The sequence below is a fragment of the Massilimicrobiota sp. SW1139 genome, assembly GCF_012027715.1.
In the GTDB taxonomy this organism is placed as follows: domain Bacteria; phylum Bacillota_I; class Bacilli_A; order Erysipelotrichales; family Coprobacillaceae; genus Allocoprobacillus; species Allocoprobacillus merdigallinarum.
Genome location: NZ_SJOR01000005.1, coordinates 48888 through 73710, shown reverse-complemented (window position 1 = coordinate 73710; position 24823 = coordinate 48888). Strand labels below are relative to the sequence as shown.

Genomic DNA, 24823 nt, shown 5'->3' with positions numbered 1-24823 from the left:
AAAGGAGAAGTGTTATGAGTCAATATTATTTAGGAATTGATGTGGGATCTACAACAGTTAAAGCTTATTTAACAGATGAAAAGGATGTCTGTTTATTTTCACGTTATGTCAGACATAACTCAGATGTCAGAAATACAATTCTTACCTTGTTAGAAGAAATTCATCAAGAATATCCAGGAATCAATATTTATCCAGTTATTACAGGATCAGGAGGATTGTCAATTTCTCAATCATTGAATGTCAAATTTGTACAGGAAGTGATTGCATGTACCAAAACAATAGAAACTTATATTCCGCAAACAGATGTTGCCATTGAATTAGGTGGAGAAGATGCGAAAATTACATACTTTGAAGGTTCATTAGAACAACGTATGAATGGAACTTGTGCGGGTGGAACAGGTGCATTTATTGATCAGATGGCCACTTTATTACAGACTGATGCTTCAGGGTTGAATGAATTGGCCAAAAATCATCAGCGTATTTATCCAATTGCTTCTCGTTGTGGGGTTTTTGCGAAAACCGATGTTCAGCCTTTAATCAATGAAGGCGCAAGAAAAGAAGATATCGCTGCTTCTATTTTTCAGGCGGTTGTGAATCAGACTATCAGTGGGTTAGCCTGTGGAAAACCGATTAAAGGAAAAGTCGCTTTTTTAGGAGGACCTCTATACTTCTTAAGTGAACTGAGACAACGTTTTATTGAAACATTAGAGCTTCAAGATGATGATATTATTTTCCCAGATAATTCCCAATTGTTTGTAGCTATGGGAGCTGCATTAAATGCAAAAGATGTTGAAGAATCACTTTCATTAGAAAAATTGATTCGTGATTTAAAAACATTAAAAGATAATGGAACTGAAGCAGCTCATACATTAGAACCTTTATTTCATAATGAAGATGAGTTAAGAGGATTTAGAGATCGTCATCTTCAGGCAATGACAAAAAAGAGAAACATAAAAAAATATCAAGGCAATATTTATGTTGGTATTGATGTTGGTTCAACAACATCTAAAGTTGTATTAATTGATGATGAAGGATCAATATTATATTCTTTCTACAATTCTAACGAAGGAAATCCTTTAGATTTAATTATTAGAATTATGAAGGAAATCTATGATTTAATTCCTGAAGGATGTCATATTCAAAAAACTGGTGTCACTGGATATGGTGAAGCTTTAATTAAAGCAGCATTAAAAGTGGATTATGGTGAAGTAGAAACAATTGCTCATTACACAGCAGCTAAACATTTTGAACCTGATGTTGACTTTATTTTAGATATTGGTGGACAGGATATGAAGGCTATCACCATTAAGGATGATGTCATTCAAGATATTACATTGAATGAAGCATGTTCATCTGGATGTGGGTCTTTCCTTGAAACATTTGCTCATTCTTTAGGATATGAAATTGATGAATTTGCCCAGATGGCATTGATGTCAAAACATCCACTTGATTTAGGAAGTCGTTGTACAGTTTTCATGAATTCAAAAGTGAAACAGGCTCAAAAAGAAGGTGCATCTTTAGCAGATATTTCAGCAGGATTATCATATTCCGTTATTAAGAATGCCTTATATAAAGTTATTAAGTTAAGAAGTAAAGACCAAATCGGTAAAAATGTTGTTGTACAAGGTGGAACATTCTATAATGAAGCCGTTTTACGTGCTTTTGAAAAAGAAGCAGGTATTGAAGTCATTAGACCTGATATTGCAGGATTGATGGGTGCTTATGGTATGGCAACAATTGCGAAAGAAAAAGATGATGATAAGGGAACAACTTTATTAACACGTGAAGAATTGGAAAACTTAACATATCAAAATAGTATGAAAAATTGTGGTAAATGTACAAATAACTGTATGTTGACAATTACTTCATTTAATGATGGAAGAGAGTTTATTAGTGGAAATAGATGTGAAAGAGGAGCTAATTTACCATTAAAATCTAAATCATTACCAAACTTATTTGATTATAAATATCGTCGTGTCTTTAATTATCATTCTTTACCAATAGAAGATGCTCCTAGAGGTATTGTTGGTATCCCTAGAGCTTTAAATATGTATGAAAATTATCCTTTCTGGCATACATTCTTTACACAATTGAAGTTTAGGGTCATTCTTTCTTCACGTTCATCTAAAGCCATCTATGAAAAAGGAATTGAATCTATTCCAAGTGAAAGTGCTTGTTACCCTGCTAAAATTACACATGGACATATTGAAAATCTGATTGCTAGAGGAGTTCCATTTATTTTCTATCCATCAGTAGCCTATGAACGTTTAGAAAATGAAGATGCCGGAAATCATTACAATTGTCCTGTGGTGGCTTCTTATCCAGAAGTGATTAGAAATAATGTTGATAATCTTGAGCAGAAAAATATAAAATTTAAAAATCCATTTATTTCTTTAAATAATAAGAAAACATTGTTCCATGTTTTAAAAGAAGAATTAAGTGAATTTCATATTACAGATCAGGAATTACATCATGCCATTGATAAGGCGTATGAAGAATTGGATCACTGTCAGCAGGATATTCGTGCAGAAGGAAAACGTGCCATGGAATATATGCGTGAAAACCATATGCAAGGTATTGTTTTGGCAGGTCGTCCTTATCATGTGGATCCTGAAATTAATCATGGAATTCCAGATTTAATTACGAGTGAAGGATTTGTTGTCTTAAGTGAGGATAGTGTTTGTTATTTAGATGAAGAACATTTAAAATTACGTGTTGTTGATCAATGGACTTATCACTCTCGTTTATATAAAGCCGCATCTTTTGTATCATCACAAAAAGATTTACAGTTGATTCAATTAACATCATTTGGTTGTGGTTTGGATGCTGTAACTGCTGATCAGGTAGCTGAAATTTTAAAAGCAAGAAATAAAATATATACTTTAATTAAAATTGATGAAGGAAGCAATTTAGGAGCTATTCGTATCCGTATTCGTTCTTTAAAAGCTACAATTGAAAAGAAAGAAGATATTATTGATTTATCTAAGAAGTATGAACAGGTGAAAGTACCTTTTACAAAACAGATGAAAGAAGATCGTTATACGATTCTTTGTCCACAGATGTCACCGATTCATTTCCAGTTTGTTGAAACCGCAATGAATTCGGAAGGCTATAACTTTGAAGTGTTGCCTTCAGTTGATAAAGATGCAGTAGAACAGGGATTAAAATATGTCAACAATGATGCATGTTATCCAAGTATTTTGGTTGTAGGACAAATGATGAATGCTTTAAATAGTGGAAAATATGACTTAAATAAAGTGGCATTGATTATCTCTCAAACAGGTGGAGGATGTCGTGCAACGAACTATATTGCATTTATCAGAAAAGCTCTTAAAGATGCAGGTATGGAACAAATTCCAGTTATCTCTGCAAACTTATCTGGATTAGAAAGTAATCCTGGATTTAAGATTACATATAAGATTGCCAAAAAAGTAATCATTGGTGCTATGTATGGGGACTTATTTATGCGCGTTCTTTATCGTGTACGTCCTTATGAAAAAGTCAAAGGTTCAGCCAATAAACTTTATGAATCATGGGTTGCAAAATGTCAGGAAAATGTGAAAAATGGCAGCATGAAAGAATTTAAAAAGAATGTTTATCAAATTGTCAAAGATTTTGATGAATTGCCATTATTAGATATTAAAAAACCAAGAGTTGGATTGGTTGGAGAAATCTTAGTTAAATTCCATCCTACTGCCAATAATGAAATTGTGAAAATCATTGAATCAGAAGGTGGAGAAGCCGTTATGCCTGATTTAATTGATTTCTTCCAGTATTGTTTCTATAACACTTGGTATGAACATGAACATTTTGATGCTTCACAATCTTCAGTATGGTTATGTAATTTTGCCATCTGGTTTGTTGATTTCTTAAGAAAAGATATGATTAAGGCATTAAGAGATTCAAAACGTTTTGATCCACCAACACCTATTGATCAAATTGCGAAAAAAGCAAGTGAAGTTGTCTCTATTGGAAATCAGACAGGTGAAGGATGGTTCTTAACTGGAGAAATGATTGAATTAATTGAAGAAGGTGCACCAAATATTGTGTGTATGCAGCCATTTGCCTGCTTACCAAATCATGTAACAGGTAAAGGTGTTATTAAAGCCTTACGTAAAAAATATCCACAAAGTAACATTGTGGCTGTGGATTATGATCCAGGTGCGAGTGAAGTTAACCAATTAAATAGAATTAAGTTGATGCTTTCAACTGCATTTAAGAATATGAAGTCATAATTCATATTCTTTTTTTCGTCAAAATTCAAATGATATCTATGTTATTATTTAGGATATAAATAAAAAAACTGTATATTTTAAGGATATAAAGATATAGATAATTAAAGAATTCACATAAGAGTCACATCTAAGATATAAAATGTATTTAAGTGAGGTGTTTTGCTTATGATAGAATTTCAAAATGTTTACAAGTCATTTAAAGATAAACATGTATTGGAAGATATCAATTTTACAGTGAATGATGGTGAATTTGTTTGTTTGATTGGACCCAGTGGGTGCGGAAAAACGACTGCTTTAAAGATGATTAATCGGTTGATTAAACCAAGCCAGGGGACAATTTATGTAAATGGAAAGGATATTAGTGAGGAAAATGAAATTGAATTAAGACGTAATATTGGTTATGTTATTCAACAAACAGGATTATTTCCTCATATGACAGTGAAAGAAAATATTGAACTGATTCCAAAGTTAAAAAATAAAAATGATAAATATCTTTTGGAAAAAGTGAAAGATGTTTTAAATATGGTTGGTTTAGATCCAGATGAATATTTAGATAAGTATCCTGTTCAGATGAGTGGTGGTCAACAACAACGTGTAGGTGTTGCAAGAGCTTTTGCAAGTGAACCAGATATTATTTTAATGGATGAACCTTTTAGTGCATTAGATCCTATTACGAGAAATCAATTACAGGATGAGCTGTTGACATTACAAAATAGTGTTCAAAAGACGATTGTGTTTGTGACACATGATATGGCAGAAGCAATCAAATTGGCAGATCGCATATGTATTATGAGTGGTGGAAAAATTCAACAGTACGATACACCTGAACAAATCTTAAAACATCCTGCTAATGACTTTGTTTTAAACTTTGTTGGGAAAAAGCGTATCTGGGATTCACCAGAATTAATCAAAGCAGCAGACATTATGATAGATCGACCAATGACCTGTTATGATCGCTTAAAATGTGTAAAAGCTTTAAATATGATGTTTAATTCAAGCGTTGATAGTTTGATGGTAATAGATCGTCAGGGACATTTTAAAGGTGTTATTCATGCGGCTGATGCAGCTGATGAAAAAAATAAAGATGAAATTGTGGGTCATGTTATGCAAAAGGAATGTATCACAGTTTCTTCACAGGAATCAATTGTTGATGTTTTAAATATCACCAAAGAGAAGAATATGTATACAATTCCTGTTGTAGATGATGGAATCTTAAAAGGTTTAATTACCAAGAGTACCCTGGTTACAACTCTTTCTAAAAAATATGATGAAAGTGAGGGAGAATAATGCAAGCATTTATAGATTATTGTTCCCAAAACTATATGCAGATTTTTGATTTGTTAATAGGTCATGTTCAATTGACTGTTATGGCTATTTTGATTGCGATTATTATAGGTGTCCCTTTAGGTATTTTTATTACTTATTTTAAGCCATCTAAAAAACCAATTATGGCATTAGCAAATATTATTCAGGCTATTCCATCAATGGCCTTATTAGGTTTTATGATTCCTCTTTTAGGCATTGGAACAAAACCAGCCATTGTCATGGTGATACTTTACTCTTTATTACCTATTATTAAAAATACAGTCACAGGACTGGACAATATTAACGGAGAAACTTTAGAAGCCGCTAAGGGTATTGGTTTAAATAAATTTCAGGTTTTATATAAAGTTCAGATTCCATTAGCTGCACCTGTTATCATGGCTGGTGTCAGAGTCAGTGCAGTTAGTTCGGTTGGTTTGATGACTTTGGCAGCTTTTATTGGCGCTGATGGTTTAGGATATCTGGTTTATGCGGGTATTCGAACTGTCAATAATGCTCAAATCTTAGCTGGAGCTATACCTGCCTGCTTACTGGCATTACTTATAGATTATATATTTTCTATTTTAGAGAGATTAGTCACACCAAAGAGTTTCCAATTATCAAAACCAAGATCCAAAATGAAAGGCATATTGGATAAAGTTGTCATTGTTATTTCATGCCTTGCTTTAGCAGCCAGCTTTGTTTATACAGGCTTAGCAAAGACAAATGGCAGTCAAGTCATTAGAATTGGAAGCATGGATTTTACAGAACAAGAAATATTAAATTATATGCTGAAATATTATATAGAGGATCATACTGATATTGAGGTAGAACAGTCATTATCACTAGGTTCAAGTTCTATTGTCTTAGATGCTCTGCGTACGGGATCCATTGATATGTATGTAGAATATACAGGAACAATTTATGGTAATGTCTTAGGTAACGAACCTAATGGAAATGTTGATGAAGTCTATAACACTGTCAAAGAACAGATGAAAGAACAATATGATTTAAATGTTTTAGATTCTCTAGGCTTCAACAATACTTATACACTTGCGATTAGAAAAGATACAGCTGAGCAGTATCATATCAAAACAATAAGTGATTTATGTAAAGTTTCTCGACAACTCACATTTTCACCAACATTAATGTTTATGGAAAGAGAAGATTGCTGGGTAGGATTACAAAAAGCATATCCTATTCATTTCAAACAGACTGTTCCTATTGATGGAGCACCACGATATACTGCTTTAATGAACAATGAATGTGATGTCATTGATGCTTATTCAACAGATGGCCTATTAAAGAAGTTTGATTTACAGGTTTTAGAAGACGATAAAAATTTCTTCCTGCCATATCATGCTATACCAATTGTGAATAATACAGTTGTCGAAGAGTATCCTGAAGTTGTTGAACTGATCAATCAGCTTCAAAATTATCTCAGTGATGAAGTTATGGTAGAATTGAATTATAAAGTGGATGAGTTGAATGAAAAGACAAGTGATGTCGCAAGGGAATTCTTAATTGAAAATGATTTAATCAGTGAGTAGGCAAGACCTACTCATTTTTATTTATTTTTATAGATATTATTTATATAATGAAAGATATGGAGGTAAGATGATGGATGAATATAGGGATAATCAGGTTAAAAAATTAATGATGAAAAGAAGAAAAAAGAAAAGAATAAAAGTGATAAGATTATTCTTTGTGTTAGGAATCATAGGATTTGTTTTTTTATTTTATTGTCTGATATTATGAAAATTAAAACAATTCATGTCATAGGTGTCAATGATGCAGAATTGGAACAACAAATAAGTGAACAGCTATCAGGATATATGGGAGATTATACGTGGATAGATATGTTGTTTTCTAAAGACAATATAGTTCAGGATATAGAAGAAATGAAACGTTTTGAAAATATTCTTGTTGATATTGATTTTATGGGAAATATACAAGTGCATGTTCAAGAGGTTCAGCCATTATGTTATGCTAAGATTCAAAATAAAAATTACCTTATTAATAAATTAGGTGGAGTTTATCAAACCAAACAAATACCATCATTATTGATTCAATGTAGTGATTTTCAAAGTACAGAGATGTTAAGTCAATTGGGTCATTCATTACATAATGTTTCTGATATAGTTTTAAATGAAACAAGTGAAATTCACTATTGTGGAGATCGTTATGATAAAGATTTAATAGAGTTTTATATGTATGATCATAATTTCATTAAAATAAATATTTCTCAAATAGATCAAAGATTGTCTGAAGATTCTTTTCATTATGCCGCATATAAATTGAAAAATCCTCAAAATACAATATATAGCTTTGAAGGCAAGTATATGTATATAAAAAAATATGAAAAATAAAATATAATATTGGTGGTTTTCTTGAAGAGTCCATATTTTTTCAGTACAATAAAGCCAATATGAAGGGAATGAAGATAATGAAAAAAAGAGGATTTATCATTGCTTTTATCATTATAGCTATTTTATTAAGTGGAGCTTATGGTGTAGGAACGTATTTTGTGAATTATGCTTTATCACCAGCAAGTGAATCTGATCAAAGAGTGGTTGATGAGGAAGATGAAATCAAATTAACAGGAGATGTTCAACAGCAGATTGATGACAATGCTGATGCTGAATTTATAAAAGGTGTGGATTTTGAAAATAAAACAAGACCGATGATTGTAAGTCAAGATGATTCATTAAGATTGAAAGGACAGTATCTAGATCATGATAATGTTCATCAGTGGGTTATCTTGATTCATGGTTATAAATCAAGCAATGAAGAAATGATGTCCTATGGAGCTACTTATTACGAAAATGGATATAATGTTGTCTTGCCAGATAATCGTGCTCATGGAAAAAGTGAAGGCGAATATATTGGAATGGGATGGTTAGATAAAGATGATATTGCCTGTTGGGTAGATTGGATTAATAATAGAGATTCGCAGGCACAGATTCTTTTACATGGTGTATCTATGGGTGGAGCCACTGTTATGATGGCTTCAGGAGATCGTCTTTTAAATGTCGTTGGTTATATTGAAGACTGTGGTTATACAAGTGTATGGGATATTTTTGCAAGTGAACTTGATAAACGCTTTTCTTTACCAACATTCCCTGTTTTAGATATTTCTAATTTTATGGCTAAAATAAAAACTGGATATAATTTTAAAGAAGCATCGAGTGTAGAACAGGTTAAAAAAGCCAATCAGCCAATGTTGTTTATTCATGGTGGAAAAGATGATTTTGTTCCAGTTGAGATGGTATATGAAGTTTACGATGCTTGTGCATCTCAAAAAGAGTTATATATTGTTGAAGAAGCTGGTCACGCTCAATCAAAAGATTATGATGTCAAAGCTTATTGGAATAAAGTCTTTGATTTTATTGAAAAAAATATATGGAACTAAAAAATTCATTGGGTTATCCCAATGAATTTTTGTTTAGATATGAAAATAAATTTTATTAGATAATTTTAAAATATTTTAAAGCTTCAAAAATACCATCATCTTGGACATCTTTTGTGATATAATTCGCAGCTTTTTTTGCTGCTTCTCTACCATTTCCCATACAGATGCTTGTTCCAGCACATTGAAACATCGGAATATCAACTTCGGCATCTCCAAAAGCATAAATATCTTTTTGATCGATGTCTAGATAATCAATTAATTGTTCAATAGCTGATTTTTTATCAATATGAGGCAATGCACAATCACCAAATAAAGCATCTTCACCTTGACCACCCCAAGTTAAACATTGGAATTGGGGAAAATGTTCTTTAAAATCAAGATAATCCTGATATGTATTTAAAATATAATTGATTTTGGTAATATTTTTTTGATACATGCTTTGAGGAAATTCCATCATTGGATAGATGTCACGAATTTTAGGTGTACCTGAATGACCATATTTTTGGTAAGTTGGTACAGCTCTTGTTTCAAAATCGTGAGAACCATATAATCCATCATTACCTTCCATAAAATAACAAATATCATGATGATCTAAATAATCTGTAATGTCTTTAACATCTTCTAAAGAAAGCTTTTGGTCTTTTAAAACTTTTCCTTCACATTCAATATATGCGCCATTACCACAAATCATGCCACTCACTTTAATCTGATCAACGACTGCACGATTACGTGTTCTACCAGTCACAACAAAGACATAGTGTCCATTATCTTTTGCTTGTTTTAGTGCATCAACGCAACTTTGTGGCACAATGCCTTGATAACTTACAAGTGTTCCATCAACATCAAATAATAACAATTTTTTATTCATGATCTTTTCCTTTGCAAATATAAGCCAACACCAATTGATAAGTGTTTTCTACAGCTTGTATATGTGTTCTTTCCATACCATGAGAAGCATGAACACCAGGTCCAATTAATGCACCTTTGATATTTTGTCCACCTCTTAAAGCAGCAGACACATCACTGCTGTAAAATGGATAAATATCAACAGCATATTGTAAATCCTTTTCTTTAGCAAGTTCTATAAAAGTTGAAGTCAAATCATAATCATAAGGACCACTAGAATCTTTAGCGCAAATGCTGACATCATATTCGCTGCAAGATAAGTCTTTGCCAATACATCCCATGTCTACTGCAATCAATTCATCAACCTGATGGTCAACATAACTGCTTCCATGTCCGACTTCTTCAAATGTAGAAATCATAAAATAAAGATTATGTAATGGTTGGATATGATTTTGTGAAAGATGTTTCAAAATTCCAAACAAAATAGCAACGCTCATTTTATCATCTAAAAAGCGTGATTTGATGAAACCAGAATCGGTAATTGTTGTTTTTGGATCAATCGCAATATAATCTCCATTATTAATACCAAGTTTTTGAACATCTGCTTTTGATTTTACCATTTCATCAATACGTACATGCATTGTATCACAAGTTCTCTCTTTCTCTTTTGAATCACTATAAACATGAGCTGCTGGTGAATCAGATAAAATAGTACCTGTATAGATTTGATGATCTCTTGTGATGATACGACAATATTCACCATCTAAAGTTGGGATGATTGGGCCACCTACATTAGTAAAAGCTATTGTCCCATCATCTTTAATACTTCTCACCATTAATCCTAATGTATCGACATGGGCACAAAATCCAATCGTATAATCATCTTTTCCTTTGACAAATATCTGTAAGTTCCCTTTATTTGTCAGGCTTGTTTCAAAGCCTAAATTTTCTGCTTCTTTTTGACAGTATTGAATAACTTCTTTAGTGTAACCAGAAGGACTATCAATAGCCATAATATCTTTTAAAATAGAAAGTATGTATGCATTCATAAAATAATCTCCTTATTCCTTTTGATGTGCAGCATCCACAATTTGAGCTAAAGTGATTTCTCTTAATTTTTCTTTGTATTGCCATTCTGCTGCATTTAAATAATCAACAATAAAGTCTTCAGTTTCTTTGACTCTCAATTGAGAATCAAAAACCTTTTCTACCAGATGTGTTGTCTTGACAAAAGCTTCTTTGCCTTCCATAGCTTCAAAGATATCTAATAAAGAAATGCAATCCAATGATTTGGTTAACACAAATCCCCCACGTTTATTTGCCATAGATGAAATTAAGCCAGAAACAACAAGTTGTCTGGTGATTTTTTTGAGATAAGAATCTGATACAAGTAGTTTTTCACTCAATTCATGACTTTTAATAGGTTTATCCTGTGCCCCAATTAAAAGTAATATACAAATAGCCTGTTCAAAACTTTTTCTAATCTTCATATCCTTATCACCTTCTTTTTTATTTTAACAGAAAAATAACACTTTGTATCTAAAAGAGTTGACAAATATGTATAAATTTATATAATACTTCATAGATATTATATATCTATGGATAATAAATATCTAAAGATGAGAAGAAAGAAGGAATTTTATGCTTAAGCAAGAATGGAAAAATATTTTTCATCACACTTGGATAAAAGTTGTACTGGTTGCAATCATTTTGATTCCAAGTTTATATGCGTGTATCTTTTTAGGGTCTATGTGGGATCCTTACGGAAATACGGATAAAATACCAGTTGCTGTAGTCAACCATGATCAAGCGGTTGATTATGGGAATTCAACTTTGAATGTAGGAGGAGAATTGGTTGATCGTCTGCAAGAGAATCAAAGTATGAATTTTCAATGTGTAGATGAAGGAAAAGCACAGGATGGTTTAAAGAACGGTCAATATTATATGATTATAAGTATTCCTGAAGATTTTTCAAAAAATGCAACGACGCTTTTAGATCAACAACCACAAAAGATGAAACTTCAATATATAACAAATCCAGGAAGTAATTATATTGCTTCAAAGATGGATGATTCAGCTATTGAAAAAATAAAAGAAGAAGTTTCTCAAACAGTAACGAAAACATATGCGAAAACTATCTTTGAACAAGTGGGAACATTAACAGATGGATTGAAAGAAGCACAGGATGGAACGAGTCAATTAGTAGATGGTTCGCAACAATTAACAGATGGAAATCAACTTATTTCGGATAATCTTCAAGTTTTAGCAAGCAGTTCATTAACATTTGATGATGGTGTTCAAACACTTAGCCAGGGGTTAAAAGATTATACAGATAGTGTATTGACTGTTCATGATGGCGTTTATTCCTTAAAAACAGGTTTAGATACATTCAATGATTCAACAAAACCATTAAATGATGGTGTTCAACAGCTTGCAACGGGTTCTTCTTCATTGAATGAAGGTCTCCAAAAATATACAAATGGTGTTTTACAAACTTATCAGGGGACACAGAAACTTATTGAAAACAATGAAGCATTAAATAATGGAATAGATAGCCTCAATCAAGGTGTTCATCAGCTTGTTGATGGAAATAAGCAAGTCTTACAAGGCTTAACACAGTTGGATCAACAATTAAAAAATAATTTATCATCTGATAATATGAATAAAATATCTTCAGCAAATCAAGCAAATGATTCTTTGAATCAGGCAACAACATTATTAAATCAAATACTTACTACAAATCCAACCATTGCTCAGACATGGATGAATAGGTCATTGAGCATGGATGAAGCTAATCTTATTGCTAAGGATAATCAAACTGCTCAATATTTATTAACGCATTATTCATATACAGAATTGGTAAAAACTGTCACAAGTGGAAATCAAGAAGCAATCAATCAATTAAGTTCAGGATTAACACAAGTTTATGGGAATACACAGAAATTAGAAGCAGGAAGTCAAAAAGTACAAACAGGATTAGAATCTTTAAATAATTCAGTAGAAGAAACATTGAAACCTGGTTTTGAAACTTATATGAACGGTGTAACACAAGTCTATGGTGGCTTAGAAACATTGAATAGTCAAAGTCAAGTGTTACTAGATGGTAGTCAACAAATGAATGATGGGCTATCAGCTCTTCAAAAACAGACACCAGCACTTATTGATGGCATTCAACAATTAGATCAAGGAGCAAAAGCATTATATGAAGGAACTTCAAAAATCGTATCAAATAATGATGCATTAATAAGCGGCTCTGCTAAGTTAAGTGACGGTTCTACCCAAATCAAAGATGGATCACAACAGTTAAGTGATGGCTCTCAAACATTGGGTTCAGGTTTACAGACATTACAAAATGGACTCGAAACTTTAGATGAAAGTTTAGCTGATGGTGTAAAAAAAGCAAGTCTTGATATCGATGATAAGACTTTAGATATGATGTCAGCTCCTGTAGAGACATCACATCAAGAAATTTCAGTTGTAGAAAATAATGGGCATGCGATGGCACCCTATATGATGAGCGTAGCATTATATGTTGCTGCACTGGCTTTGACATTGATGTATCCAATCAGAGAAGGTATAAAACAAGCTTCATCACCTGTCAAATATTGGTTATCAAAAGCCTCTGTTATGTATAGTATTTCTACATTAGCAGCAATCGTTTTAATTACAAGTTTAAGGTGGATATGTGGTTTTGAACCTCAACAATTATTGATGACATATCTTTTCGCAATTATTGTTTCAGCTGCATTTATGTCACTTGTGATGTTGTTATCACTCACAACTGGGTATATTGGAGAATTCTTACTACTCATTTTTATGATTATCAATCTTGGTGGATCAGCAGGAACATATCCATTAGAAACATCAAGTCTCTTTTATCAAGTGATTCATCCATTTGTCCCTTATACTTATAGTGTGAATGGATTTAGAAAAGTCATTAGTATGGCTAATGCATCAATATCAACAGAAATGATTGTTTTTGTAGGTATATTTATCATTTGTTCATTATTAACAATTCTTTATTATCGTTTTAAAAATAAAGAAGATAAACATCTTATACCTGAAGCTTTTGAAAAAGTGAATGAATAAGAAAGGAAAGACTTACATGAATATTTAACAATGTAAGTCTTTTATATTATAAAATACTTGACTAAGTCAATTAAATGGTATATATTTGACTTAGTCAAGTAAACAGGAGGGATTTATGACTGATTCATTTGCATTTTATATAACGCTTTTAAGAAAGCAATTTACAAAATATTGTAGTGAGCGATTAAATGAAATAGGTGTAAGTTATGGTCAATTATATATCATTATTTATATTGGTAAAAAAGGGTCATGTTCGCCTAGTGAAATCTCGCAGGCTTTAAAATTAGATGCTGGTCATTTGAATCGTACAATCAATAAACTTGTAGATAATGGTTTTTTAATACAAAAACCAAATGAAAAAGACAAACGTGCAAAAATATTATGTTTGACTTTGGAAGGTGAAAATGTTTTTCATTTTAGCCAAGATTTATTTCATGAATGGGATGAACAAATATTAAAGTCATTAAGTTATGATGAACGCCAACAGATGATCAACATATTAAAGAAAATCACAAGAGAAGGAGAATAGATTTGGAAAAGAAGACAAAGATATGGTTGCTTGTTGCAATAGCCATCTGTGCACTTACAACATGTATAAATGTTGTTGAAGCAAGATGGATAAGTGTTGTTTTAGCAATAGTTGCTATTATAGGATTAATTGAGCTACTGTTGAGAAATGACAAACGTGGATTTTATTTAACATGTATATGTTATGTATTTTCATTTATATATAGTGTTATTAGTAGTATAGGAAGTTCACAAATGATTATTTATATAGTGATGTCATTTGTGGGTAGTGTTTTTATTCCAGGTATTACAGCTATGTTTTTAGTTAAAGATAAAATATTAAGGAGATAAGGAGAAACAATATGAAAGAATTAAATCATTTTATGAGTGTATTAACAGGAAATTTTGATAATCAGGAACAATTTGAACAAAAAGAAAAAGCAGGAATTGCTTATCCATATGCGCGTCATGTCAATACGATCTGTAATGATAAGATAACAGATCTTCCAGATGATTTTCAGGGAATTTTTATGGTTGAAGAAAGTTATTATACGATGGATGGACAAACACGTGCGACACCACATTTGTTTTTATTCACTCAAGAAGGACAAGATGTTCAATTAACATCTTATGAATTACCTGATGGATATGATAAAGATAGTTTTACGTATCAGCAAATGAAAGAAGTATCTTATAAAAGATTAAATTTATCAGAAAAATTTACACCAGCGATTTATCATTACACTGGGAAAGTATGGGAAGGTGGAAGTGACAGTATGTTTTCACCGGTATTAAAATTTCATTTATTTGAAAGATTTTGTGAAGATTATTTAGAAGTTGATGAATCAATGGAAGTTCGTGGAAAAAAAGTATTTGGATTTGACGAACCGATAATTTACAAGAGAAAATAAATATCTCTATATATATGATTATTTCTATAAATTCTGTATATTCTTAGAATCTTTGTCCATGCTATGTATGTGGAGGTAAGAATATGAAGAAAATTTTAGTTTTGCTTTTATGTATGTCATTCTTTACTGGATGTAGCAGTCAGACAGATACACCAAACGATACAGCAAATAACAATCGTTCAACTGAAAATGTTACAGAAAATGAAAACAACAACAATAATACGACAATGAATCAAACAGATGATTGGTATACGCGATTTGAAAATGGACTTAAGGAAGGAAATATTACTTATTCATCTAAGAATGTATTAGATGCAACAAGTGTTGGTGGTGTAGAAGGATATCGCTATGTAACAGATAATGGAAACATTGATGTGTATCGTTATGAAGATGGTGATGAATTCAATCGTATTATGAGTGAAAAGACAATTGGTGATGATAAGAAAAAAGTAGAAGTGAATGATCATATGGTTATTGTGTCAGATGGTCTATCAGAAGATGTATTAGATGTTTTTAGAAATTTAAAATAAATGTATGAGTCTTGTAGAAATACAGGACTTTTTATATGGCATTATGATATGACGATTTGATGATAAAAAAGCTTACAGCATCACGCTGTAAGCTTCAACTATAATAAGTCCAGCAATTCTCTTAAATCCTGAATGATATAGGTGATATTCATATCCTGAGGCTCTTCAATGCAATGAGGATTATACCAGCAAGTATCAATACCTACATTGATACCACCTTGGATATCACTAGATAGAGAATCGCCAATAATTAAAGTTTGATCTAAATCTATGTTTTTCATCTTTTTAAAGCAGTAATCAAAGTATTCTCGAGTTGGTTTTTGATAACCAATATCTTCTGATACAAAAATATCTTGAAAATATTGATCAATATGTGTTCCTTTTAAACGACTATATTGAGTTTTAGATACACCATTTGTTACAACGTATAATGGATATTTTTGATAAAGCTTTTCAAGTATATCTCTAGCATGAGGCAAAAGAAAATATCCTTCACCTAAAGCATCCTGATAATCATCTTCAAAAACAATGCCATCTTCATCAATACCAAATTCTTGAAATAATTGAACAAAACGTGTATAAACAATTGTTTTTTTATCAATGAGTCCATTCTCAAAATCTTTCCATAACTGTTTATTGATTTGTTCATATCTTTGATTCATCTGTTCAGTGAGGACAATATTATATTTTTGAAATGTATTGATAAGTGCCTGTTCTTCTGCTTTGTTGAAATCTAACAAAGTTCCATCTACATCAAATAACAAATATTTATATTTTTTCATGATATCAACCCCTTGTCACCATATTATACTGATAAAAGTGCTTTATTGACAATGAAAAATGATAAAAATATAGTATAATGAATATGGTGAAGAAGAATGAAGAAAAAAATCAAAGAAGTGATTGTTGTAGAAGGAAAAACAGACACAGCAGTGATTCAAAAATTATTTGATGCAGATACAATAGAAACACATGGTTTAGCTTTAGATGAAGCAACATTGGAATTGATTGAGGAATTAGAAAAAACAAGAGGAGTTATTATTTTGACTGATCCTGATTATCCTGGTATGCGTATTCGAAATATGATTATGGAAAGAGTTCCTCATGTTAAGCAGGCTTTTGTAGATAAAAAAGATGCTATTGGAAAAAAGAAATTAGGGATTGCTGAAGCAAGAGAAGAAGCCATTATACAGGCATTAGAAAATGTTGTGAGCTTTTCTAAAGAAAGTCAGTCATTGACATGGGAAGAATTTATTTCTTTAGATATTATTGGTGATAAACAAAAAAGATTGGCTATTTATGATTTGTTTCATTTAGGTTATGGAAATGCGAAAACATTATTCAAAAGATTAAATATGGCATCCATTACAAAACAAGATATTCTTAATAAATTAAAAGCATATAACCTTCAATGATTATATGCTTATTTTTATGCGTTTTTAATGAGATTGATTTTTTTCACTTGTGAAACACCAGTGATAACTCTGCTTTGACTTAAAGCCTTCCATACAGGAAGAGTGATACAAAAATCAATAGAGCTGTGAATAATAGTTCCTAAGCCTACTAAACCAAAAATCATATAACAGAACATTTGGATATCCATTCCATTTCCATAATAGAAAGGAATCACAATAATCATTTCTCCAATGGCATGAATCAATGCAATCACAATATTAAACTGTAATGTTTTGATTGGTTTTTCAAAGATTTGTGGATTCTTTTGCGCATATTTTGCACCTAAATAAGCCCAAATGACATGAGTAAGAGCTCTCATGACAACAACAAATGGAAAACCTGCCATAAAGAAACCAAGTGTTGTTCCTAAAGCAACAGCAATGGCTACTGCTGGACTAATAAAGATGGCTATCATGACCGCAACATGTGAAGCTAAGGTAAAAGACATTGGTCCAACAATAATTTTAGGCATTAACATAGGAATGACTGTTCCTACAGCAATTAATAATGAAGCTAAAACGAGTACTTGCATATGTTTATGTGATTTCATATTTCTACATCTCCTTGTCAATTAATGTGTCAAGACACATGTTATGACCTATTATATTCAAAAAAGAAAATGTGTCAATAAAAAAAGAAGAATTAAATCTCCTTCTTAAATAAATATCCTTTTTCATCTAATGCACTGACAATACGTTGATATGTGTCTTCATTTGGACATTGAATCGTGTGTAAATGTAAACCATCAGTTAATTGACTTAAAGGTTTAGCCTGATTGTTATTGACTTTTTTTATAAATTGATCAACATCATAACGAGATGATAAATGTAATTTACCAGTGAGTTGTCCATAGACAGGATGATCCACAATAACATCAATAGCACATCCACCCAAATCCACAATCGTATATAATTCATCAGCCATTTGTTCTTGAGAGTGATTGACCGCAATGGTATAAGTTTGATTTTGTTGTTTGGAATCTAATATATAACCTCTTGGTGTCGCAATAATATTGGTTCCACTGGCACGTATTAATGCCACATCACCGACAATGATTTGTCTGGAAACGCCAAGTTTTTTGGCCAGTGTAGATGCTGATATAGGCTTATCGCTTTTTTTGATTTCTTCAATAATTTTCTCTTTTCTATCCATAATGTTTTACCTCACAACAAATTATAAATGATTTCAACCATAAAATAAAGTAGAATAAGTCTATAAGATGTCGTTGGTGTCATATCTATTTACAATGGTATAAAAAGGCATAAAATGAAAAGTGAAAGGAGAGGGGAAATATGAAAAAAACATTTCTATCCAAATTAAAACCGTTTCTTGGCACTTTTCAATTGCATTTAGATGAAAACACAGAATTTGATTATTTTATTGTTTTTAAAAATGCAGATAATATTTCTCTGAAAGTATTCAATCAAATGGGAAGATGGACTCATTATGGTCAAAAATCAGTGAGAGGTTGGTTCTCTTTATCTAAAGAACAAATCAAAGCATTTGTTGTGGAGCATTTGAACTGTCAAGATGATGAATTTGAAGTTTTCAATGCTCATAATGAATTATTTAGAATGAGATTTTAAATTGATATGGAAAAGGAGAGATGACTTATGAAATATGTTGTTGGTAAACCTAAGTTAAAAACAGCTTTTACAGCATTAGTGGCTATTTGTTTTGTTGGATTGACATTATGTATGAGTACAGCTTGGCAAGGTATGAATATTGTGGGAGTTATCATTATTTTGATAGGTGTATTTATTGTTTTTCCAGGTATCAGTTATTGTGAACTGATGTGGAAAGTTAATCAAAAGACACTACAATATACTTATCATGATAATATGTTGATGAAGATTTCGTCTTTCTTTAAACATCTTTTGCATACGCATCGTTTAGAATATCAAATGACAATAGAACTCAGTCAGATTGATTATATCGCTATCACATATGCGAAAGTTCCACGTTTACCTTATGGAGCCATTGGTTATGATGTCTGGTTTCATGTGCATATGTATGATGGCTCTATATATAGCTTTATAGCTTTAACATTATCAGGCAGAAAGGATTTTAATCAGGCTGTTGATTTCATGAAAGAACAGGGTATTCATTTCAAAGACGGTTATCATATCTTGGATGCGTTACATTCTCATGAACATCTTTCTTATTACTTAGAAAGAATAGATAAGGAGCAATCAAAATGATTAGAGTCAGCATTTCTTCAAAAAATAATCAAGTGATTCAACAATCATTTGAAAAGTTCTTTCAAAAAGAACAGTTAGAATATCAAATTGTTCCTTATTCAAAAAATACGCATCAGGATATTTATATTTTTGAAATTCACCAAAGAGAAGATTTAAAACTGATTGAAGATCAACCGCATTTTGATTATGCATTGTACTATGTGATTGGTCCTAAAGACTATGATTTGATTAGTGAATGTATGAGATTAAAAGTGAATCTTTATTTTTAAAAAGAGTCATTAACAGAAGACTTCAAAAAGTATGAAGCGACTATGCTTCATGATATTCAGGATAAATTTCAATACTATCAATACCAGAGAAATGGAATTATATCTCAAATTCGTTTATCACATATCTATTATGTAGAATCATTAAGACATTCTATTATTATTCATTCTATTAATGGCACAATGGTAGAAAGAAAAAACTTAAAAGCTTTTCTAGATACAATTCAATCATCACAGTTTATCCAAATTCATAAATCATTTATTGTCAATAAACAATGGATTCAAAATATTTTTACTGATCATGTTTTATTAAAGAATGATGAAACATTACAAATTGGTAGAGCCTATAAAAGTCATATTCAATTATTATAAATTATAAAGACAAGGAGGGATTGATATGTTTTGTATAAAAACGGATATGGGCATGACTGCTATTCAAAGATATATCAATAAAAAAGCAACAAAAGGCTATTGTTTAAAATCAATCGTTCCATTTATATTATTTCCACCATTACATTTTCTGGTGTTTACTTTTAAAAAATCAGATAAAAAACAGATTGGATATCTTGTTGAATATCAAAGATTCGAAGATGATTCTTTAGAAAAGACATATATTCAAGATATGAAAGATCAGGGATGGACATTATTTACAAATGTGCCTGTCAGTTTTAGAAATAGTGGTGAATTTATTTTTTATACAGATCAAGCTTCATTAATATCACAGATCAAAGTCACAAGAGAAGATTTGATAAGAGATGCACAATTACAATTTCAACATGGTTGTATTTTAGCTTGTTTATTTGTTATCTTTTTTTCAATCTTTCCCCTTTCAAATTATACAAATACTTTTCTAGGATTTGTATCTTATTATTTCTTTTTGATTATAGCATTAGCGACAATTCTATATGCATCTATTAAATATATTTTAATCAAAAAATCAATTCTCAAATAATGTGGAGTTGAAGTCAGTTTTAAAAATGTATCATTCAAAACTTTGGGTTAAGATTGATACTTTTTTGATTGCTTGAAATAGGTTGCTTTTCTTTTAGATGAAATTAGATTATAATAAGTTTTAGGTGAGAGAATGAAAGATATAGCAAAAAAAGCGAATACAATGTATTTATTAGAAAAATACAATATGAAAGCCACAAAGAAGTTTGGACAAAATTTCTTAATAGATTTAAATGTCATTCAAAAAATTGTGGCTTGTACGCCTATTGATCAACAAACTTGTGTTATTGAAATTGGTCCAGGAATAGGAGCTTTAACAGAACAATTGTCTTATCAGGCGGGACATGTTGTGAGCTATGAAATTGATACAAGATTAAAGGCTGTTTTAGAAGAATCATTAAATGAATGTTTAAATGTAGAGATTATTTTTCAAGATTTTTTAACAGTTGATTTAAAACAAATAGTTAATCATTATAGACAACAATATTCAAAGATTTGTATTGTAGCAAATCTACCATACTATATTACATCAGATATTTTAGAACATATTATCACTTCTCAGGCTGATGTTGATAGTATACATGTTATGGTTCAAAAAGAAGTGGCACTGAAATTAACAGATGCTTCTTATCATAGTCCATTGACTTTTATGATAGAAAGTATTGGTCAAGCTTCTTTAGATATGACAGTTTCTAAAAATGTATTTTCACCTGCTCCAAGAGTAGATAGTGCAATTTTATCTATTATGATGGAAAAGACATATAACCCACTTTTAACACAGATTTTAAAACAGGCTTTTACACAAAAAAGAAAAACAATCTATAATAATTTAAAAGGATTGTTTTTAGAAAATACAGAAAACATATTAAATGAATGTGGTATTGATTTGAAAAAAAGACCAGAACAATTAAGTGTTGAAGATTATATAAAACTCACACATTATTTATAAATTCATATGATATATGGGTGAGGTTTATGAAAATTGGAGATTATGTTGTCAGGAAAAAATATAATCGCGATATCTTATTTGAGATTTTTGATATTAAAGATAATATTTATTATTTAAGAGGTGTAGAACTGAGATTGATTGCAGATAGTGAGTTGGATGATTTAGAGTTGAGTGAAGTTCAGCCACAGCTAGAAGATGGTTTTGTGATGGAAAGACATCCTGTGATCAGAGGAAAAGTTTTACATCTTGATGGTGATGAAAAATATTTGAAGATGTGTCAAAAGAAATATGAGGAATTAAAGATTAGGGCTGATTGTTATTATATGAAAGAAAGTGAGATGCCTGATCGAGTGATAGAATTATTAGAGAAACACAAGCCTCAGATTTTAGTCATTACTGGACATGATGCGTTAAGAAAAAATGCTGATAAAAGTATTGGACAGAATTATCAACATTCATTAGATTATATGGCAGCAGTGAAAAAAGCACGTTTATATCAAAGTGACAAAGATGCCTTAATTATTATTGCTGGGGCATGTCAATCTTATTATGAAATGTTACTGGCGAGTGGAGCTAACTTTGCTTCCAGTCCTAAACGTATGAATATTCATGCTTTAGATCCTGTTTATATTGCCAGTCTGGTTGCTAATGAGAGTGTGAGAAATTATTGTGATATTGAAGATATTATCAATCATACATCGCATAAACAAAGTGGTATGGGTGGTATTGATACAAGAGGTGTCGCAAGAAAAATATATCCAACGAGAGGATGAGAGAAATGAAAATAAGAGCTTATGCAAAGGTCAATTTAGCATTAGATGTTGTCAGAAAAAGAGAAGATGGGTATCATGATTTAGAGATGATCATGGCACCTATTACATTACATGATTTAATTTATATTGAAAAGATTGATCATGGTATTCAAATTACTGCAAATACCAATCGTATGCCAACTGATCAAAGAAATATCATGTATAAAGTTGCACAGTTACTCATAGAACGTTATCAAATTCCTTATGGAGTCAAGATTCATATTTATAAACATATTCCTACACAAGCAGGACTCGCTGGAGGAAGTGGGGATGGTGCAGCTGTTTTAAAAGCGATGAACCAAATCTTTCAATTAAATTTATCATTGGAAACATTAGCTGATATTGGTAAAGAAGTAGGAGCAGATATACCATTTTGTATTTATGAAAAAACAGCTTTAGTGAAAGGAATTGGAGAAAAGCTTGAATTTATTTCAAGGGATTTTCATTGTTATGTACTGTTGGTTAAACCTAAAAAAGGAGTATCCACAAAAAAATCATTTGGTATGTTAGATTTAAAAAATGCTGAGCATCCTCCAATCATGGATATGAAAGAAGCTATTGAAAATAATGACTATCAGGGGGTTGTCAAATGTTTAGGAAACACTCTAGAAGAACCATCTTTAAAGATAGTCCCTGATATATTAAAAATTAAAGAAGAAATGAAAGAATTAGGGTTTGATGGCGCTTTAATGTCTGGAAGTGGTTCTTGTGTATTTGGTTTAACTCAAGATCAGGAGTTGTTAGAAAAAGGGTATCAGTTCTTTTTGAATAGATATGCTTTTGTCAGAAAAACAGAGATTTTAAATAAGGATTCACTGAAGTTATAAACAACTAACTTTTGTTTTTGTAAAAAAGTATGGAAAAATATGGGTATGAACATAAGTATTTCCCTGTTTCCTCTTTTTTTTTATATATTTTTTTGTTAGAATAGTGGCGATAAGGAGAGAAAAAAATGAAAGTATATGCTATTGTATTGGCTGCTGGTAAAGGCACAAGAATGAAGTCTGATAAACCAAAAGTAGTACATGAAGTATTATATAAGCCAATGATTAATCATGTTGTAGATGAATTAAAGGCTTTAGGTGTAGATGAAACAATTGTGATTGTTGGTCACGAAGCTGATCAAGTCAAAGCAATTGTGGATGATGTCACTTTTGTTGATCAAACAGAACAACTTGGTACAGGTCATGCTGTATTGCAGGCTAAAGATATTTTAGCTAATCGAGATGGAATGACTCTTGTTTTATGTGGTGATGCACCATTGATTCGTAAAGAAACATTAAAAGAATTGATTGCGTATCATCAAGAACATCATAATCAGGCAACAATTATGAGTGCTGATTGTGATCCAAGTACGCATTATGGAAGAATTATTAAAGAAAATGGTCAAGTCACAGGAATTGTGGAATTTAAAGATTTATTAGAAAGTCAAAAAGATATTACAGAAATGAATACTGGAGAATATTGTTTTGACAATAAAGCATTATTTGAAGCATTAAGTCAAGTGACAAATGATAATGCACAAAATGAGTATTATTTGACTGATGTTATTGGAATCATGAATCATCAAGGTTTAAAAGTAGATGCTTATAAGATTGATGATTTTGATGAAGTTGGTGGTATTAATGATCGCGTAGCATTAGCTCAGTCAACACAATTTTTAAGAGATCGTATTAATCGTGAACATCTTTTAAATGGAGTGACTATTGTTGATCCATCTAATACGTATATTGGTAGAGATGTTGTGATTGGACACGATACAATTATTGAACCAGGATGTATTATAAAAGGGAAAACAGTGATTGGAAGTCATTGTCATATTGGACCATATTGTGAATTTACAAATATGGAAATTAAAGATAATGTTGAAATTAAATTCTCTGTTTTAAGTGATTCAATTATTGAAAGTGGTGTAGATATTGGACCATATGCAAGATTGAGAACAAATTGTCATATTCATGAGAATGCACATTTAGGTAACTTTGTAGAAATGAAAAAAGCTGACTTTGGTGCAGGAAGCAAGGCTTCACATTTAACTTATGTAGGAGATGCTCAGGTTGGTCAAGATGTTAACTTTGGTTGTGGAACAATTACATCTAACTATGATGGTAAAAATAAATCACTCACAAAGATTGAAGATAATGTCTTTATTGGATGTAATACCAATTTAGTAGCTCCTGTCACAGTGAGAAAGAATGCTTATATTGCAGCAGGATCAACAATTACTAAAGAAGTTGATGAAGATGCGATGGCAATTGCGAGAGCTAGACAAGAAAATAAACAAGGTTATAGTAAGATATTAAAAGAAATACGTGAAAAAGAATACGAAAGACGAAATAAAAATAAAAAATAAGGAG

26 protein-coding genes are annotated in these 24823 nt (G+C 31.1%); 20 read left to right on the top strand and 6 right to left on the bottom strand.

Going from position 1 to position 24823, the window contains the following annotated elements:
• Positions 1-14 precede the first annotated feature (14 nt).
• The 5 genes from E0K96_RS04655 to E0K96_RS04635 all read left to right on the top strand — a co-directional run bounded on the left by E0K96_RS04655 (position 15) and on the right by E0K96_RS04635 (position 8949).
• On the top strand, positions 15-4235 hold the full coding sequence (locus tag E0K96_RS04655; RefSeq protein ID WP_168081552.1) for a 2-hydroxyacyl-CoA dehydratase: 4221 nt from the start codon (positions 15-17) through the stop codon (positions 4233-4235).
• Positions 4236-4400: 165 nt separating this feature from the next.
• Complete coding sequence (locus E0K96_RS04650) at positions 4401-5522, top strand: betaine/proline/choline family ABC transporter ATP-binding protein (RefSeq protein ID WP_168081550.1); 1122 nt, start codon at positions 4401-4403, stop codon at positions 5520-5522.
• Positions 5522-7087, top strand: coding sequence for an ABC transporter permease/substrate-binding protein (locus E0K96_RS04645; protein WP_168081548.1), 1566 nt, complete (start codon positions 5522-5524; stop codon positions 7085-7087). Before E0K96_RS04650 ends, E0K96_RS04645 begins: the two co-directional genes overlap by 1 nt.
• Before the next feature lie 204 nt (positions 7088-7291).
• On the top strand, positions 7292-7906 hold the full coding sequence (locus E0K96_RS04640) for a cell division protein FtsQ/DivIB (protein WP_168081545.1): 615 nt from the start codon (positions 7292-7294) through the stop codon (positions 7904-7906).
• A 77-nt stretch (positions 7907-7983) separates the two neighbouring features.
• Positions 7984-8949 carry an alpha/beta hydrolase gene (locus E0K96_RS04635; protein ID WP_240924432.1) on the top strand — a complete coding sequence of 322 codons (966 nt, stop codon included), beginning with the start codon at positions 7984-7986 and terminating at the stop codon, positions 8947-8949.
• A 55-nt stretch (positions 8950-9004) separates the two neighbouring features.
• On the opposite strand, the gene E0K96_RS04630 is transcribed toward E0K96_RS04635, so the two are convergent.
• Genes E0K96_RS04630 through E0K96_RS04620 form a run of 3 tightly spaced genes read right to left on the bottom strand, consistent with a single transcriptional unit; the run spans position 9005 to position 11285 of the window.
• Positions 9005-9817: an HAD family hydrolase gene (locus E0K96_RS04630; RefSeq protein WP_168081541.1), complete on the bottom strand. Its 813-nt coding sequence runs from the start codon at positions 9815-9817 to the stop codon at positions 9005-9007.
• Positions 9810-10844 carry a M42 family metallopeptidase gene (locus E0K96_RS04625; RefSeq protein WP_168081539.1) on the bottom strand — a complete coding sequence of 345 codons (1035 nt, stop codon included), beginning with the start codon at positions 10842-10844 and terminating at the stop codon, positions 9810-9812. The genes E0K96_RS04630 and E0K96_RS04625 overlap by 8 nt, the downstream gene beginning before the upstream one ends.
• A gap of 12 nt (positions 10845-10856) precedes the next feature.
• Positions 10857-11285: an Rrf2 family transcriptional regulator gene (locus E0K96_RS04620; RefSeq protein ID WP_087244651.1), complete on the bottom strand. Its 429-nt coding sequence runs from the start codon at positions 11283-11285 to the stop codon at positions 10857-10859.
• Positions 11286-11436: 151 nt separating this feature from the next.
• Here E0K96_RS04620 and E0K96_RS04615 point away from each other — a divergent pair, with 151 nt between their 5' ends.
• The 5 genes from E0K96_RS04615 (at position 11437) to E0K96_RS04595 (ending at position 15832) form a co-directional block, all read left to right on the top strand.
• Positions 11437-13884, top strand: a complete 2448-nt coding sequence (locus E0K96_RS04615) for a YhgE/Pip domain-containing protein (RefSeq protein WP_168081537.1) — start codon at positions 11437-11439, stop codon at positions 13882-13884.
• 115 nt (positions 13885-13999) lie between these two features.
• Positions 14000-14413: a bilirubin utilization transcriptional regulator BilQ gene (bilQ, locus tag E0K96_RS04610; RefSeq protein ID WP_087244649.1), complete on the top strand. Its 414-nt coding sequence runs from the start codon at positions 14000-14002 to the stop codon at positions 14411-14413.
• Between the two features lie 2 nt (positions 14414-14415).
• A complete protein-coding gene (locus E0K96_RS04605; RefSeq protein WP_087244648.1) occupies positions 14416-14742 on the top strand; it encodes a hypothetical protein in 327 nt (108 codons plus the stop codon).
• Positions 14743-14753: 11 nt separating this feature from the next.
• The gene (locus E0K96_RS04600) at positions 14754-15302 is read left to right on the top strand and encodes a hypothetical protein (protein ID WP_087244647.1); all 549 of its coding nucleotides are present in this window, start codon (positions 14754-14756) and stop codon (positions 15300-15302) included.
• Positions 15303-15385: 83 nt separating this feature from the next.
• Entirely contained in the window at positions 15386-15832 is a 447-nt protein-coding gene (locus tag E0K96_RS04595; RefSeq protein ID WP_087304459.1) for a hypothetical protein, read from the top strand.
• Between the two features lie 98 nt (positions 15833-15930).
• Here the strand turns inward: E0K96_RS04595 and E0K96_RS04590 are convergent, their stop codons facing one another.
• On the bottom strand, positions 15931-16614 hold the full coding sequence (locus E0K96_RS04590) for a YjjG family noncanonical pyrimidine nucleotidase (RefSeq protein WP_087304460.1): 684 nt from the start codon (positions 16612-16614) through the stop codon (positions 15931-15933).
• 96 nt (positions 16615-16710) lie between these two features.
• Between E0K96_RS04590 and rnmV the strand changes: the two genes are divergently transcribed.
• Positions 16711-17247, top strand: coding sequence for a ribonuclease M5 (rnmV, locus tag E0K96_RS04585; protein WP_168081535.1), 537 nt, complete (start codon positions 16711-16713; stop codon positions 17245-17247).
• Positions 17248-17261: 14 nt separating this feature from the next.
• Here the strand turns inward: rnmV and E0K96_RS04580 are convergent, their stop codons facing one another.
• Together E0K96_RS04580 and E0K96_RS04575 are read right to left on the bottom strand one after the other, a co-directional pair.
• Complete coding sequence (locus tag E0K96_RS04580) at positions 17262-17837, bottom strand: hypothetical protein (RefSeq protein WP_087304461.1); 576 nt, start codon at positions 17835-17837, stop codon at positions 17262-17264.
• A gap of 92 nt (positions 17838-17929) precedes the next feature.
• Positions 17930-18439, bottom strand: coding sequence for a transcription repressor NadR (locus E0K96_RS04575; RefSeq protein ID WP_087244642.1), 510 nt, complete (start codon positions 18437-18439; stop codon positions 17930-17932).
• 140 nt (positions 18440-18579) lie between these two features.
• Between E0K96_RS04575 and E0K96_RS04570 the strand changes: the two genes are divergently transcribed.
• The 9 genes from E0K96_RS04570 (at position 18580) to glmU (ending at position 24819) form a co-directional block, all read left to right on the top strand.
• The gene (locus tag E0K96_RS04570) at positions 18580-18873 is read left to right on the top strand and encodes a hypothetical protein (RefSeq protein ID WP_168081533.1); all 294 of its coding nucleotides are present in this window, start codon (positions 18580-18582) and stop codon (positions 18871-18873) included.
• Between the two features lie 27 nt (positions 18874-18900).
• On the top strand, positions 18901-19488 hold the full coding sequence (locus tag E0K96_RS04565; protein WP_168081531.1) for a hypothetical protein: 588 nt from the start codon (positions 18901-18903) through the stop codon (positions 19486-19488).
• Positions 19485-19757, top strand: a complete 273-nt coding sequence (locus E0K96_RS04560) for a hypothetical protein (protein WP_168081529.1) — start codon at positions 19485-19487, stop codon at positions 19755-19757. The genes E0K96_RS04565 and E0K96_RS04560 overlap by 4 nt, the downstream gene beginning before the upstream one ends.
• A gap of 42 nt (positions 19758-19799) precedes the next feature.
• Positions 19800-20126: a LytR/AlgR family response regulator transcription factor gene (locus E0K96_RS04555; protein ID WP_168081527.1), complete on the top strand. Its 327-nt coding sequence runs from the start codon at positions 19800-19802 to the stop codon at positions 20124-20126.
• A 25-nt stretch (positions 20127-20151) separates the two neighbouring features.
• A complete protein-coding gene (locus E0K96_RS04550; RefSeq protein ID WP_168081525.1) occupies positions 20152-20706 on the top strand; it encodes a DUF2812 domain-containing protein in 555 nt (184 codons plus the stop codon).
• A 132-nt stretch (positions 20707-20838) separates the two neighbouring features.
• Positions 20839-21654, top strand: a complete 816-nt coding sequence (gene rsmA / locus E0K96_RS04545; protein WP_168081523.1) for a 16S rRNA (adenine(1518)-N(6)/adenine(1519)-N(6))-dimethyltransferase RsmA — start codon at positions 20839-20841, stop codon at positions 21652-21654.
• 26 nt (positions 21655-21680) lie between these two features.
• Entirely contained in the window at positions 21681-22427 is a 747-nt protein-coding gene (locus E0K96_RS04540; RefSeq protein ID WP_087244636.1) for a sporulation peptidase YabG, read from the top strand.
• A gap of 5 nt (positions 22428-22432) precedes the next feature.
• On the top strand, positions 22433-23293 hold the full coding sequence (ispE, locus tag E0K96_RS04535) for a 4-(cytidine 5'-diphospho)-2-C-methyl-D-erythritol kinase (RefSeq protein WP_168081521.1): 861 nt from the start codon (positions 22433-22435) through the stop codon (positions 23291-23293).
• A gap of 125 nt (positions 23294-23418) precedes the next feature.
• Positions 23419-24819 carry a bifunctional UDP-N-acetylglucosamine diphosphorylase/glucosamine-1-phosphate N-acetyltransferase GlmU gene (glmU, locus tag E0K96_RS04530; protein WP_168081519.1) on the top strand — a complete coding sequence of 467 codons (1401 nt, stop codon included), beginning with the start codon at positions 23419-23421 and terminating at the stop codon, positions 24817-24819.
• The last annotated feature ends 4 nt before the right edge of the window (positions 24820-24823 follow it).

Coding starts and splice junctions, on each gene's coding strand:
- bilQ (WP_087244649.1), top strand. CDS start 14,000: ATGACTGATTCATTTGCATTTTATATAACGCTTTTAAGAAAGCAATTT.
- E0K96_RS04575 (WP_087244642.1), bottom strand. CDS start 18,439: ATGGATAGAAAAGAGAAAATTATTGAAGAAATCAAAAAAAGCGATAAG.
- rsmA (WP_168081523.1), top strand. CDS start 20,839: ATGAAAGATATAGCAAAAAAAGCGAATACAATGTATTTATTAGAAAAA.
- glmU (WP_168081519.1), top strand. CDS start 23,419: ATGAAAGTATATGCTATTGTATTGGCTGCTGGTAAAGGCACAAGAATG.
- E0K96_RS04630 (WP_168081541.1), bottom strand. CDS start 9,817: ATGAATAAAAAATTGTTATTATTTGATGTTGATGGAACACTTGTAAGT.
- E0K96_RS04620 (WP_087244651.1), bottom strand. CDS start 11,285: ATGAAGATTAGAAAAAGTTTTGAACAGGCTATTTGTATATTACTTTTA.
- E0K96_RS04555 (WP_168081527.1), top strand. CDS start 19,800: ATGCTTCATGATATTCAGGATAAATTTCAATACTATCAATACCAGAGA.
- E0K96_RS04625 (WP_168081539.1), bottom strand. CDS start 10,844: ATGAATGCATACATACTTTCTATTTTAAAAGATATTATGGCTATTGAT.
- E0K96_RS04560 (WP_168081529.1), top strand. CDS start 19,485: ATGATTAGAGTCAGCATTTCTTCAAAAAATAATCAAGTGATTCAACAA.
- E0K96_RS04595 (WP_087304459.1), top strand. CDS start 15,386: ATGAAGAAAATTTTAGTTTTGCTTTTATGTATGTCATTCTTTACTGGA.
- E0K96_RS04640 (WP_168081545.1), top strand. CDS start 7,292: ATGAAAATTAAAACAATTCATGTCATAGGTGTCAATGATGCAGAATTG.
- E0K96_RS04570 (WP_168081533.1), top strand. CDS start 18,580: ATGAAAAAAACATTTCTATCCAAATTAAAACCGTTTCTTGGCACTTTT.
- E0K96_RS04590 (WP_087304460.1), bottom strand. CDS start 16,614: ATGAAAAAATATAAATATTTGTTATTTGATGTAGATGGAACTTTGTTA.
- ispE (WP_168081521.1), top strand. CDS start 22,433: ATGAAAATAAGAGCTTATGCAAAGGTCAATTTAGCATTAGATGTTGTC.
- E0K96_RS04650 (WP_168081550.1), top strand. CDS start 4,401: ATGATAGAATTTCAAAATGTTTACAAGTCATTTAAAGATAAACATGTA.
- rnmV (WP_168081535.1), top strand. CDS start 16,711: ATGAAGAAAAAAATCAAAGAAGTGATTGTTGTAGAAGGAAAAACAGAC.
- E0K96_RS04565 (WP_168081531.1), top strand. CDS start 18,901: ATGAAATATGTTGTTGGTAAACCTAAGTTAAAAACAGCTTTTACAGCA.
- E0K96_RS04655 (WP_168081552.1), top strand. CDS start 15: ATGAGTCAATATTATTTAGGAATTGATGTGGGATCTACAACAGTTAAA.
- E0K96_RS04540 (WP_087244636.1), top strand. CDS start 21,681: ATGAAAATTGGAGATTATGTTGTCAGGAAAAAATATAATCGCGATATC.
- E0K96_RS04550 (WP_168081525.1), top strand. CDS start 20,152: ATGTTTTGTATAAAAACGGATATGGGCATGACTGCTATTCAAAGATAT.
- E0K96_RS04645 (WP_168081548.1), top strand. CDS start 5,522: ATGCAAGCATTTATAGATTATTGTTCCCAAAACTATATGCAGATTTTT.
- E0K96_RS04600 (WP_087244647.1), top strand. CDS start 14,754: ATGAAAGAATTAAATCATTTTATGAGTGTATTAACAGGAAATTTTGAT.
- E0K96_RS04580 (WP_087304461.1), bottom strand. CDS start 17,837: ATGAAATCACATAAACATATGCAAGTACTCGTTTTAGCTTCATTATTA.
- E0K96_RS04615 (WP_168081537.1), top strand. CDS start 11,437: ATGCTTAAGCAAGAATGGAAAAATATTTTTCATCACACTTGGATAAAA.
- E0K96_RS04635 (WP_240924432.1), top strand. CDS start 7,984: ATGAAAAAAAGAGGATTTATCATTGCTTTTATCATTATAGCTATTTTA.